Below are 13,627 nucleotides of genomic sequence, written 5' to 3' on the forward strand. Positions count from 1 at the left end.
AGGCTAAATCCGATGATAATCAATTAATTACTCTTCCAGTAGGGTGGTGTCTGCATGACCGGTGAACACTGAGCTCATTTTGCCTGCAGCCCAGATATTACGGTTGAATTTATTTCCCAGGATGATCACGGTGGCCGTATCGGCGATCAGCCTTTTGAACACCGCATTGTTGCCATGCCACCAGCCATTGTGGTACACGATGGTGGGATCCGGTGGTTTGATGAAGAGATGCCAGCCCAATCCGTAATTTTTCTGTCCACGGGTCTCATTACTGTAAGGCTGGAATGCCATTTCCAGTGTCTCTGTACTCACAAAACTTCCCTGGTACAGGGCACGGTCCCATTGCAGCAGGTCCCGCACGGTGCTGTACACATTTTTGTCGCCATACACACAATCCAGTTTCTGCAGCGGAAAGGGTGCGTTGTTGTAATTGTAAGAAGGTACGTAGTTAGATGCGTCTTTCAGGCTGAACACATAACTGTTGTTCATGCCCAATGGCTCAAATACCTGGGTGCGGAGGTAGTCGGGGTAAGACATATTGGTCACCTGTTCAATGATCAGCGCAAGCAGCATATAGTTGGTATTGCAATAGCTGAAACGCCTGTCGGGATTCGATTCGGGAGCAGGGCGGTTATTGATCATGTACAGCAGCACGTCCTTGTTGGTGGCCAGTCCGCTAAACTGCGGCGCAATGCGCACAGTTCGGGCTTTTTTAACCCATTTGCCTTTTTTGTTCTTCACCCGGATCATTTCCGTACGGGTGCCATCCATGAAATACTCGTATTTGGGCAGACCGCTGCGATGGGTCAGCAGGTTTTTGATGGTGATATTGGCATAAGGAAAATCGGGGAAGTATTTTTCCAGGTGGTCATCCAGTGTCAGTTTACCTTCTTCCATCAGTTTTAATATCACGGCAGAAGTGAAGGTCTTGGATACCGAAGCGATATGGAAAGGCGTGTTGGCGGTGATGGGCTCCTTGGTGCGCATGTTCACAGAACCGCGGTAGTCCTCAAACACGATCTCCCCGTTCTTGGCCAGCAGAATGCCTCCGCTGAACCCTCTTTTGGCCAGCAGGTTCTGGTACATGGGCGCAATGGCATTGGCATAATAGGCTTTCTCTTTGGGAGATACAGGGGAGAAACCGGAGTTGTTGGCCGTTTTGTGGGAGGGCGCTTTTTTGTCCGGCGAAGGATTGGCGCCACAGCCGATGATCAGGAAAGTAAGTAAAGGGATCAACTTCGGTTGCATCACGGTTGCGGTTTGGTACTAAAGCCGCAAATATAACTTCTGCCCACAGTGTAGCCAACCTTCGTGGAAAACTATGTGCATGGTGTTAAAACAAATAACATTTATTTTCGCGTACATGAGCAAGCAAGCCGTAACCAGTTATCCCAAAGACCGGATCAATATCCTGTTCCTGGAAAATATCAGTGACAAAGCCGTACAACAGTTCAACCAGCATGGCTATGTAAAAGTCCGCAAACTGGCGGGCGCTTTAAGCGAAGAAGAGCTGATCAAAGAGATCAAAGATGTTCACCTGCTGGGCATCCGTTCCAAAACCCATATATCCGCCAAAGTGCTGGCTGCAGCCCAAAAACTGCAGGCCATTGGTTGTTTTTGCATTGGTGTGAACCAGGTTGACCTGAAAGCGGCCACCCAGGCGGGTGTGGTGGTCTTCAATGCCCCTTACAGCAATACCCGCAGTGTGGCCGAACTGGTGATCGGTGCCTCCATCATGCTGATCCGCCGCATCATCGATAAGAACAACGCCGCCCACAAAGGCATCTGGATGAAAGAGGCCAAGGGCAGTTATGAATTGCGTGGCAAGACCCTGGGTATCATCGGTTATGGCAATATCGGCTCACAGGTAAGCGTACTGGCCGAAAGCCTGGGCATGAAAGTGCTTTTCTACGATACCGAGACCAAACTGCCTTTAGGGAATGCTACCGCAGCCAAGAGCCTGAAAGACCTGGTATCGCAGGCCGATGTGGTATCGCTGCATGTACCCGATACACCGCAGACTAAAAACCTCGTCAATAAAAACCTGCTTAAGTCATTCAAGAAAGGTTCTATCCTGCTGAATTATGCAAGGGGAGAAGTGGTTGACCTGAAAGCGCTGGCAACAGCCTTGCAGGAAAAACACATCAGTGGCGCCGCCATCGATGTGTATCCCTGGGAGCCGGAGAAAAATGGCGACAGGTTCGAGACCCCGTTGCAGGGTCTATCCAATGTGATCCTTACCCCGCATATCGGAGGTTCTACAGAGGAAGCCCAGGAAAATATTGGTGAGGACGTGAGCATCAAACTGTTCCAATACCTCGAAAGAGGTATTACCAACGGTTCTCATACGGTTCCGGCCATCGGTCTGCCGCCGGTAGAGAATGCGCACCGCATCCTGCATATCCACCACAATATTCCCGGTGTGTTAAGTGCCATCAATACAGCTTTGTCCAAAAACAATATCAATATCGTTGGCCAATACCTGAAGACCAATGATGCCATCGGTTATGTGGTGCTGGATGTGGACAAGAAACTGTCTAAACAGGCCGTGGAGCTGTTGAAGGAAGTGAAGTCTACGATCAAGGTAAGGATCCTGTACTAAGCTTACGGATCAGCGGATGCAGAACAGATCCTTGATGAGAGATCTGCTAATGCTTCTTTAACGCGGATAAGATCTTTCGGGCCCTGCTTTTAAAAGCGGGGCTTTCTGTTTCCCAGTTGTTCTCGATGATGAGTTTGAGTTCCTGCCGGATCTCGGGGTAAGTATCTGACAACCGGAACAGGATGGTGAGTGAAAAAGCCTTGATGGCCGCAGGTGTAGCGGGTGTTCCAATGAAACTGAAACAGGCATTCATCAGTTCTCCATGAAATCTTTTGGGAATATCCACCTGTTCCAGCACCCTGACCGAATTGCGTATCAGTGCGGGATGAATGCCTGTCCGCTGCAGGCAGGCCACCAGGTCCTTGATATAAGGACGGATCATCTCCGGCTGCTGTAATGCCGCCCAGCTCACGCTCCAGGCCGCACGTTGTGCTACGCGGTATTCCGGGCTCAGGAAACACTGCATCAGTTCCCTGAAATTTGCCGGGGAGCTGCAGGCATAATGCGCTATCCGCAACGCCTGTTTGCGGGAATGTTCCTGCAGTAATTCTTCACGAATGATCATAACGATCAGGAGTTGATCAGAACTGCGCTTTGATCTTACTGATCTCAGCGGCATCTACAAAATCAATATCAAAATCTTCCGGGATCCTGGCATTGCGGTATTGTGTTTCTGATGGTACACGGATGCGGGCCGAAGTATGTACTTCCGTTACACCGGCCGTAGCAATGATCTGGGCCACATTCGAACTGTTCAGTCCGCTGCCGGGCATGATAATGATGCGGTCGTCTGCCTGGTCCACCAGTTGTTTTACCAGTGCCAGGCCTTCTGTCACTTTTGGCTCCTGGCCACTCGTAAGGATGCGGTTACAGCCACAGGCAATGATCGTTTCCAACGCTTCCAATGGATGCTGACATCGGTCGAAAGCCCGGTGGAAAGTGACTTCCAGCGGATAAGCCGCTTCCACCAGTCGGGCGGTATTGTCGCGGTCGATCGTACCATCCTGGTTGAGCAGACCAAATACCACTCCATCAAAGCCCAGTTCTTTGCAAAGCAGTATGTCTTTCCGGATGATCTCTATCTCATCGGCGGTATGAAAATAATCACCACCTCTTGGTCGTATCATCGGGAACACGGGGATCTGTATCTTCTCGCGCACCGTTTTCAGGTAACCGTAGGAAGGCGTGGTTCCGCCATTGGCATAATTCTCGCATAGTTCCAGCCTGTCGGCCCCTGCTTTTTCTGCAGCAACGGCTGTGGCCGTATTAAAAACGCATATTTCCAGTAACATGATGTCCTTTCTGTTGGTGATTAAAGCAGGTATTTGCCATCTACCATAAAGTTCTTGTCGTCTGCATAACAGACCGCGAAATTGAAGCCTTTCTGTATGCAGTATCCGCCATATTCGCCCTGTTTGTTGATGGCGATGAAACCCACCTGTATGTCTTTGGCTTTGTCGCCCTTGATGCGGATGATCCTTTCCACGGCCTTTTTGCAGGCATTCTCGGGTGAGTGTCCCTGACGCATCAGTTCCACCACCAGGTGTGAACCACAGATGCGGATCACATCTTCTCCCTGCCCGGTGGCTGTGGCGGCGCCGATCTCATTGTCCACAAACAACCCCGCACCGATAATGGGCGAATCTCCCAGGCGCCCGCGCATCTTAAAGCCCATGCCACTGGTGGTGCAGCTGCCGCTCAGGTTTCCCTGCGCATCCATGGCCACCATACCAATGGTATCGTGGTTCCATTCGCCGTTCTCAAAGCGGGTGGGAGCGTAGGCGGTCTGGTTCTTGCTGTTCTCGATATTGATCACAGGTTTGTATTCACTTTTCTGGAGCCAGTTCTTGTAGGCTTTGTCCGCTTCAGGCGATAATACCTGCGGCTCCAGCGGAAAACCTTCTGCTACGGCAAACTGTTGCGCACCGGATCCCACCAGCATCACATGCGGTGTTTTTTCCATCACCCTGCGGGCCACAGAAACGGGGTGTTTTATGCGCTCCAGGAATGCCACGCTGCCGCAATTGGCATGTTCATCCATGATGCAGGAATCCAGTGTCACATAACCATCCCGGTCTGGATTGGCGCCCAGTCCCACACAGCAGTTCTGTGAGGCTTCCGTGACCATAACGCCTTTTTCCACGGCATCCAGTGCACGGCCACCGTTGCGCAATACCTGCCAGGCCGCGGCATTGGCGGCAATACCGGTATCCCAGGTAGAGATCACGATCGGTTTGCGGGCAGGTCCGGCGCTACGGAAACCGGCAAAAGAAAAAGAAGTAAGGCCCAGTGAGCCCAGTTGCAGAAATCGTCTTCTGTGGAGCATACTATTCTGATTTGTCTTTGAACAACAAGGGCGTGAAAATAAAGGAATTGATCCGATTATTTGTGTACGGAAAGTTTTTGGATCATCTCGTCACTGGCTGCATCTGCGTAGATGCCATAGGCGCTGATGAGTGTGCCTTTCATCTTGCCGTCTTTCGACTGGATCACATACAACACACTGGAATCATCCGGATCGGTATTGGCTTCAAATCGGTGATGGGCCACGATCTCGAATTCGGCAGGTGAGAGGTTTATTCCCGAGAGTCTGCACTGGATAGCATCAAAGGCAAGATGAAAATCAGTGACAAAGCCTTTTTGTTTCAGGTCGTTCACCGCATCTACCAGATTTTCGTATACCTGCATAAAATTTTGTTTCCTTAAAGTTACTGTTTTGCCGGTGATGAATAGAACAGAACTGATCAGGAATCAGAAAAACACTGATCAACGGCTTGCGCTTTCCGCAAGCCCATATCGATCACAGAACGGTCTGATCCCTACCTCATCCCGTATCCCATTGCTTGTCTGTTAAGAGATATCACCCCTATGAACCGTCAATATCCTGCCTGTGACCCGCCCTTTACAAGAGGCGGGTTATAGGCGGGTTATCTGCGGGTCATCGGCGGGTTATCCCTGAATCAATAGTGGATAATCAATGAGTTAGCATGCTTTCGCTGGCTTATGTAGACCGGTACAAGGCAGAGATCGTAATTAATGATTCATAATCAAATAGATAGGCAGCAGCTGGCCTGAGATCTGTCAGGTGAACGATCCCTTACTGCTGATCCTGTTCAGTTTGTTATGGGCTGTGTAAAATGAGAACGGGCCGTAAATCTTTCCATTTACGACCCGTTCTTACTATGAGAGGATCAACGGTTATTTTGTGGCCGGTGTGGTCACATATAACTCATTGAAGAGGAATTTGAATGTACCATGTGTCTGTGCACGGAAAGTGATCTCCGGACCAAAGGCGAACAGTTTACCCTGGCCCACATGGGCCACAAATGCGGCCACTCCGTCCTGCAGGTAGGATTGTCCCCAGGCCCAGCCACTGCGCAGGGGTTTGTTGGTAGAGAACCAGGCGATCGGTTTGACTATTCCTTTGGAACTGGCTTCAGGGGTGATCTTGAATACGGGACTGGCATCGAAATACACATCGGCCTGTGATGCCATGCCCCAGGCTGCCTGCTGGGTGGAGTCTACACTCACACGCAGGATACTTCCGGGGATATAATATTTTTCTGCGGCAAGTCTTTGTTCCTGTCCGTTCACCAGTTCCACCAGTGCATTACGAACCGGTACGCCTACATGGTAGGCCAGGTTGGTGCTGGAACCCATGGTCACGATCTGTCCGCCCTCTTCCAGGAACTTTTTCAGTTGCGGGATGGATCTTTCGGCTGTGATCCTGCCCAGACGGGCACGATATTCTTCCGGTATGTCCTCTGCACGGGGTGCGCCACCGCCAAAACCGCCTCTCATCGACGCACCTGCGCCTGGCAGGGCAGGGATGGCCCCGTCAACAAAAAGGATCACATCGTATTTGCTGCGCAGTCCACCGGTATCTATGTCTTTGGGATAGATCACGTCCACATCAAAGTGGAACTGTTCCATGATGTAGCGCATCCAGCCGGAAGGCATGGAGCCGCCATACATGTCCCACAAAGCGATACGCGATGCTTTGATCTTCTGTAATGTAGTGGCAGCAGGCTTTTTGGCCAGGGTCGTTACTTTTACGCCTGCGGAAGCGGCTGTTTTTTCCAGCAGGTTTTTGGCTTTGGCAGATGCGGGAACATAGAATGATCCGATGCTTGCATCGGGCTGTGCTTCCTGTAAACGGTATACGTTCAGGCCGGCTTTCAGCAGGTCATTGGCGGCTGTGAAAGACTGGTTGGCCTGCGCGGTCAGTACATATCCTGCCGCCGCAGTGCTGGGCATAGAACCTGGTACTGCCTGTAATTCGCCATAGGGTATGCGTTGAAAAGGACCGTCAAAATTCTCCTGGAACCGGTCGAATTGCACGCCCATGGTATAGGCCAGTGTCCAGCCGGCAGCATCATAAGGGGCCACGGGCGGACCTCCGGGGTATTGGAAATCGTTGGGGTGATCCTGTGGTTCGAACATATCCAGTACATGCGGGCGGAATGCCTGGTCTGTTTTTACGATATAGGAACCGGCAGGATATTGTTTTCCTTTTACGGTGAAAGCTTCTGTGGCTTTCTGTACCAGTACCCCTGTCCGGATCAGGGCATTCAGGAACCGGATGGCCGAACCCAGATCGGGTTGGTCTGCGGGTATGATATAGCCCCTGGCATCGCGCAGTGCGGGATTCTTGAAAACAGAATCAAAATATTTCACGGGTACCGTGCTCACGCCGCGTTGTGCAGCGGCTGCTTCGGTTTCGCTGGCGGCCGGACGCGGGTTGTTCCTCTGCTGATCGGCCTGGTAGAGCTGGTTGATCTCGGCCACCCGCTTGGGCGACAGTGTCCAGTAATCCTTTTGTCCGCGCTCGATCGAATTCCTGCCCATTTGATACATGTTGAACAGCAACTGGTCGCGGTTACGGCTGGCATAATCGAGAACGGCATAGTTCAGCGACACGGAATAATCGATCGACTGCCTGAAATACCATTTCTGGGGCACTACCGGGAAGGGTGTGTTGCCACTGGGGATCAGTCGCGACGGCACCAGCGGCACTTCAGAAGGGGTGGGGTTACCGATGATCTCGGTGAGCAGTCCCACCATGTTGTGGAAATAAGTGGTGGTACGCAATCCGCCGTTATACCAGGTAGAGAAATTGGAGCCACCGCGTTCCGTATAACCGGGTTTGCCCTCCACGTTCAGGCGGTTGCTCATGGCAGCGCCCAATGCGTCGAGACTGGTCACGATCACCGGATCGAATACATAGTTGAAGGGATCACGGTATGGCGCACCGGCCACCACGGATCCGGGAGGACCTGCCTGGTGGTGGTTATACATGACCTGTGGCAGCCACTCGATATACAGTTGACGGTTGATGTTCTGTGTTTCGCGCAGGTTCATCATGAAAAAGTCGCGGTTATTGTCGTGACCAGCATATTTCTCGTACAACCTTGGCACCTGGCTCAACGAGCGTTTTTCCGGAACGGGATTACGCATATACCAGTTGCTCACCAGTTCCTGGCCGTCGGGATTGGCGTGGGTGCAGAGAATGATCACATTGTCGAGGATACGTTTTGTTTCGGCATCGTTGCGGCTGGTCAGCTGGTACATGATCTCGATCAGCTGGTGGGCGCCCACGGTCTCTGTGGCGTGCAGGCCGCCATCGATCCAGACCACGGATTTACCTTCGGCGGCCAGTGCACGGGCCTGTTCGGCGGTAAGCCCTTCGGCATAGGCCAGTTTGCGCGAGATCTCCTTGTAGCGATCCAGTTTTTTCTGGTTCTCGGCCGATGTGATGATGAGCATGAACTGTGAGCGGCCTTCCTCAGTTTTGCCGATGTCCACCAGTTTGGCCCGGTCAGATGCGGCCGCCAGTTTTTTTACATAGGCTTCGGTCTGGGTGTACGTGGCAAGCTGGTAGTTGTCGCCAATGTTGAAGCCGAAATGTTCTTTGGGTGTGGGAATGTTTTGTGCGTGCAGCAGGCTGAAGCTACATAGGAGCAGCAACAGCAGGCCGATTTTTTTTCTCAGATGCATTACAGTTGTTTTGGAGGTTCAGATCCGTTTGGGCGGATGCAGGGAATTTCTTCCCATAAAAATATCCGTATATCCGTTCCCCAGAAAATAAATTGACAGGTGGAAGAAGATCGCTTTTTGCAGGATGAAGATGTCCTGCCTGTATACCATATAATATTATACCATTATTCCGGTCTGTGTCAATACCAGCTTAGGTTTCAGCTATCTTTCAAATATTACTGATTATCCTATAATGTATTTGCGTTATGTTACTTAAGTTAGCCTTGTGTGTGGCGTGATTTAAAAAGAAAATACCGCGGAGCCGTGAGTTGAAAACGAACATAAAAATAGAGTGCATAAAAAAAGACACAGAAAATCTGTATCTTTAGTTTTCTATTAATAGAAGCAACAAGGAGCCGCAATGGCTCGACTTGGGGCACCAATCCTAAGTTGTAAACCGCACTCTTTGAGCGGCGGGCGCCAATCCGCCGCTGCTTTTTTGAAGCGTTGGCTTTTCTTTTTTAATCACCGTGCGCTTATTTAACATAACGACTAATTATAGGTAGTTTTATTTCCTTGTCCGGTTATTGCGAATTATTACAGCCGCCCTTGCAACTACTGAGAGGCGTAATAATTCGCAATAACCGGACACCCGTGAGCGATAGCGAATACACTAAAGACAATAAAACTACCTATAATTAATATTATGTTAAACAGTGCACATAACTCATTGATTTCCAAGGATTTAAAAACGGCCAACGCTTCTGTTTAATATTATTTGTTTGGAAAGTTGGAAAGACTTAGCTTTGAACAAGAATAAAAAACTCCCGATGCGCTAACATCAGGAGAAAACCACCCGCGGTTTTTTTTGCCGCAACGCTATAAACGTTACGGTGTGAGCTCTGCAAGTTCCACAGACTTTAAACAATTTTAACCCGTATTTTTCAAAAGTACGGGTTTTTCTTTTAAAATACGGGAGTATTAGGCTCGTTTTCAACTCGCTTTGCTATTGGTTTTTAAAACCTTGTAAATCCATGAGTTCCCAGCATCGGGGCAATCGAACTGCTATCGCTAAACTTACGATTGCCCCTGCACACGGGCTACCTGTGTAACATAATATTGAGTTATAATTATTTTCCTTGTCTCTTTAGTTGGTTCGCTATCGCTCACGGGTGTCCGGTTATTGCGCCGATACCCGTTAAATCAGTAGTAAGCCTGTCGGCAACGGGTATCGGCGCAATAACCGGACAAGGCAAGGAAAACACTTATAACAAACCATTATGTTAAATGGCGCACAGCGAAATGGTTTGAAAAAAAAAGCCAACGCTTCTACTTTTGATTAGTGCGAGTAATGATTGTATTTAATTTTCAGAGTGTTGGTACGCGCAGATGTTCAAATGGAAATTTTTTGTTTACACTTTTTTAGGTAACGTCTTGTTTTGGTTTAAGAGTTTAGTCCTTTATTGGCTTTTATTGACACTTAACTCATGCTGGAGTTCAAAAAAAGATATTTCTAATTTATGTCATCCATCTATCAATAATGGCAATGTGATAGACTCTTTAATTAAAATGTATGAAAAAGGAGGCTTAAAAGACTTTGATTCAATCCGAATAAATAATGATGTTTATGTGGTTTGGGGTGATTCTTAATTATAAATTTCCCATTTTTCAGAACCTTTAGTTAATGTCAAAAATTTAATAGGTAAGCCAACACTTTCATCATGAAATGATATTTCTGACTTTATAGCTTTGATAATACTGGTTTTAATATTCAATGTATTATCAAGGCGTGGGATGTGGTCAGATGCTCCCAATATACTTATTGGGGAATCATTAGATATAAATTTTACCACAGGAATCCCATTAACTTCTGTTAGCTTAAAGAGATAAGTCGTCATAAAAGGATTATTTATAAATCCAAATATTGACACTTCTGCTATTTTGCCTGATTTTAAGTATCTATTGTAAATATCAGGAGCCGATTTCTTTAAATAATTAAGAGAACCAGTATATTGTTGAACTACCATTTTACAATAATTGTTCATTTTTTCAACTAAAGAGGCAACAGCGTTGGTGTTTATTGCTTTTATAGCTGTTTCGTGCAACATTTCATCTTGAGTACCGGATACAGCAAAAAAATATTTTCCTATTTTATGTATTTTTTCAATAGTTCTATACTCTTTAATTACTTTCCCGTTTTTTAATATATTAAATACCTGCCGACTATCTGCGGCGGCATAAATTGCAGTTGGTGTCAGTAATATTATTATGCAGGTTGCATACGAATTACTAACTGTAATGACCAATAAAAAAAACAGAACTATTTTTCTCATTTTTTGGCAGACTTATTATCAATACCTTAAATCTAAGCAAAAAGACCTGCTTCGGCTATCGCCTCAGTCGTTCCACGCTTTTTTTCTTTAAAACCTTTCTCCCTCCCCGCCCGTTTTTACGCTCCGCTGAAAATAAAAAACGGGCTACACAGCCCTAACCAAGTAACATAATATTGAGTTATAATTGTTTCCCTTTCTCTTTTAGTGGGTTCGCTATCGCTCACGGGTGTCCGGTTATTGCGATTTTATCCCTGATAATGCAGTTGAAGGAAAGAAAACAGGGATAAAATCGCAATAACCGGACAAGGAAAGGGGAACACTTATAACTAACTTTTATGTTAAATGGCGCACAGCGAAAAGATTTAAAAAAGGCCTACACTTCTATTTTTGATTATGAAGAAAGTAAGTTTGGCTTGTTTATAATAAAGTACTCCCCGTGATAATAACGCTAAAAGTTATTGTGCTGTTTACTCTTTTAATTTTAGAACTAACAAAACCAAAGAAATCAATAACGCTACGACAGCAAACGAAAAAGTGTACCAGTAAGTATTATACAGCCTCTGCGCATTAGCCAAATCAATTTTCTCTTTTCTTTCTTTTTCTTGTTCCTCTCGATATATCCTACCGAATCCTCCAGTTTCTTTAAAGTGTGCCGTTGAAATTGTACTTATAAAGTATCCATTCTTAACACCAGAAAATATATCACCTTCTGGGTCATAAGTGAGCAAAAGTATGTTTAGCAAGTCCATATTTTCTTGACTAAACCCATATCTCTGAATAACCTTAAACTGGGCCAATGTATCAGTCAGCCCAATTTCTATTGATAGGTCGACTATTAAATCCAAGTCTTTAGCCGACTGTTCGGTCAATCTAAGTATAGCCATGTAACTGGTTTTGATTGTCTCAAATCTAAGCGAAAAGGCTTGCTTCTCCTGCCGGCTCAGTCGTTCCACGTTTTTTTTCTTTATAACCTTTCTCCCGCCCAGCCCGGTTTTGCGCTCCGCTAAAAATAAAAAACGGGCTTCACAGCCCTAACCAAGTAACATAATAAGGATACAAGGAAAAATCACTATCATTGACCCAGTTATTTATCCTAAAACCACCACCATGCTCAAAAACACGATCTGTATCTGCTTTTTATTACTGTTCCTGGTTTCCTGTGCCACTGTAACCAGGCCGATGACCAACGCACCGGCCAAACCCACCACCGCACCGGTAGCTGCCACCACCAGTAATTGAATGCGATAACGGGGCATTTGCCAATGCGATAGCCTCTTCTTAAGATACTACCATAAAAAAACGCCGGCTTTTGGCCAGCGTTTTTTTATGTAATGAGGTTATTATACTTAGTATTTACCGTGTAAAGCATCAAATTCCTTGTACTTGGCTTCGAAGGCATCGAAAGCTTTGGGGTCCTTACCACGTACTTTGTCGCGCTTATAGGCGTACAGATTGGCCAGGAAGTCAACGGTCTTGTTGATCACGCTCTTCTCGGTATTGTTGCGGGTGCTCTTGTCCTTCAGGATCACATAGGCTTTCTCCAGCCATTCCAGCGACAGGTTCAGGTTCTCGTTCAGGGGCTTCTCAATATCGGCATTGGCCTTGCGGATCGGGTCCAGTTTGGCTTTCAGGGCCGCTTCAGCTGCTGCTTTTTTCTTGGGATCCTTTTCCTGTGGCCTGTCGGCGTTGATGCCCTGCATGGTACGGATGTTCTGTGCATAGGCATCATCGTACTCGCCATAGATATTGTAGTATACCACGCCTACGTTGAATGCGGCAATGGCGTTCTGGTTGTTCTTGGCATATGCTTTCTTGTAAGCATCCACCGCTTTCTGGTTGTAGAATTTTTCAGCGGCGCTGTCGAGGCTCTTGTCCTTGTGGTGTGCGTTCACGAAGATATCGGCGAACTGCAGGTATTTGACCTCGCTCAGAGTGCCTGCTGCATCTTCCTTATCGTACAGGGCGGTCTTTTCGGCCAGGGTCAGGTTCTGGTCCATGTAGTCGATCTCGAACTCATCCCAGGCAAAGGCAGGATACAATTTACGGCCCAATGCCACGTATTTCTTGAACAGTTCCTCATTCTTTACAGTGGTATAGTGACTGGCCAGGAACTTATAGATATCGATATACATCTCGCCTCCTACCTCTGCATCGGCCAGGCGGCTGTAGTATTTGGCCGCATCGTCGGGTTTAGAGGCATTCTGGTATGCATATGCCAGGTACAGGATCGATGTGGTATCGAAAGCGATGGTGGCATTGCTCCATTTGTTCTGGAAGATATAGTCGCTGTATTCTACGGCATATTTGAAACTGCCGGCGGCATCATCCCATTTTTTGTCGTTGAACAGTTTTACACCATTGGCGTAAGAAGTGGCGTACATATCAAAAAAGCCCTCTGCTCCTTTTTCTTTTACCTGTGCAAAAGCAGGATCGGCAGTTTTGTATGCTTTGAATGCCTCATCTGCGGTGGTGATTGCTGTCGGGTACTTGGTGCGCAGGTTGGCATCCTTGTACACGGCTGCATACACTTTTGCCTTCCAGTACAGGGCTTCCGGTTTGGCATTCTGTTTGGCATCGGCCATCACCTTATCTACTTCTGTCTTGGCATCTTCCATCTTGTTGATCAGGTAAGCTGTCTGCACTTTTTTCAGGTCTTGCGCCTGAACCATCTGCAGGCTTGCTGCAACCAGGGCAAGTAATAAGAACTTCTTCATAT

At 47.6% G+C, this 13,627-nt stretch carries 11 protein-coding genes; 1 reads left to right on the forward strand and 10 read right to left on the reverse strand.

The window, feature by feature from the left end:
* Positions 1–27: 27 nt before the first annotated feature.
* Positions 28–1,248: a serine hydrolase domain-containing protein gene (locus tag ACH3Y6_RS12915; protein ID WP_490836178.1), complete on the reverse strand. Its 1,221-nt coding sequence runs from the start codon at positions 1,246–1,248 to the stop codon at positions 28–30.
* Positions 1,249–1,363: 115 nt separating this feature from the next.
* Between ACH3Y6_RS12915 and serA the strand changes: the two genes are divergently transcribed.
* Positions 1,364–2,602, forward strand: coding sequence for a phosphoglycerate dehydrogenase (gene serA, locus ACH3Y6_RS12920; RefSeq protein ID WP_490836031.1), 1,239 nt, complete (start codon positions 1,364–1,366; stop codon positions 2,600–2,602).
* 46 nt (positions 2,603–2,648) lie between these two features.
* On the opposite strand, the gene ACH3Y6_RS12925 is transcribed toward serA, so the two are convergent.
* From ACH3Y6_RS12925 to ACH3Y6_RS12965, 9 genes are all read right to left on the reverse strand, one after another.
* Positions 2,649–3,167: a HEAT-like fold family protein gene (locus ACH3Y6_RS12925; protein ID WP_490836032.1), complete on the reverse strand. Its 519-nt coding sequence runs from the start codon at positions 3,165–3,167 to the stop codon at positions 2,649–2,651.
* Between the two features lie 16 nt (positions 3,168–3,183).
* Entirely contained in the window at positions 3,184–3,894 is a 711-nt protein-coding gene (locus tag ACH3Y6_RS12930; protein WP_490836033.1) for a copper homeostasis protein CutC, read from the reverse strand.
* A 20-nt stretch (positions 3,895–3,914) separates the two neighbouring features.
* Positions 3,915–4,928, reverse strand: coding sequence for an isoaspartyl peptidase/L-asparaginase family protein (locus ACH3Y6_RS12935; protein WP_490836034.1), 1,014 nt, complete (start codon positions 4,926–4,928; stop codon positions 3,915–3,917).
* A 56-nt stretch (positions 4,929–4,984) separates the two neighbouring features.
* Positions 4,985–5,290, reverse strand: coding sequence for a phosphoribosylpyrophosphate synthetase (locus ACH3Y6_RS12940; RefSeq protein ID WP_490836035.1), 306 nt, complete (start codon positions 5,288–5,290; stop codon positions 4,985–4,987).
* A gap of 510 nt (positions 5,291–5,800) precedes the next feature.
* Positions 5,801–8,599 (reverse strand): M14 family metallopeptidase, encoded by a 2,799-nt coding sequence (locus ACH3Y6_RS12945; protein WP_490836036.1) that lies wholly within the window; start codon positions 8,597–8,599, stop codon positions 5,801–5,803.
* A gap of 1,625 nt (positions 8,600–10,224) precedes the next feature.
* Positions 10,225–10,911: a hypothetical protein gene (locus tag ACH3Y6_RS12950; protein ID WP_490836037.1), complete on the reverse strand. Its 687-nt coding sequence runs from the start codon at positions 10,909–10,911 to the stop codon at positions 10,225–10,227.
* 467 nt (positions 10,912–11,378) lie between these two features.
* Complete coding sequence (locus tag ACH3Y6_RS12955) at positions 11,379–11,795, reverse strand: hypothetical protein (RefSeq protein ID WP_490836038.1); 417 nt, start codon at positions 11,793–11,795, stop codon at positions 11,379–11,381.
* Positions 11,796–11,999: 204 nt separating this feature from the next.
* Complete coding sequence (locus tag ACH3Y6_RS12960; RefSeq protein ID WP_490836039.1) at positions 12,000–12,167, reverse strand: hypothetical protein; 168 nt, start codon at positions 12,165–12,167, stop codon at positions 12,000–12,002.
* 90 nt (positions 12,168–12,257) lie between these two features.
* The gene (locus tag ACH3Y6_RS12965; RefSeq protein WP_490836040.1) at positions 12,258–13,625 is read right to left on the reverse strand and encodes a hypothetical protein; all 1,368 of its coding nucleotides are present in this window, start codon (positions 13,623–13,625) and stop codon (positions 12,258–12,260) included.
* Positions 13,626–13,627 lie beyond the last annotated feature (2 nt).

The sequence above is a fragment of the Sediminibacterium sp. FW305-C-269 genome (assembly GCF_058231045.1).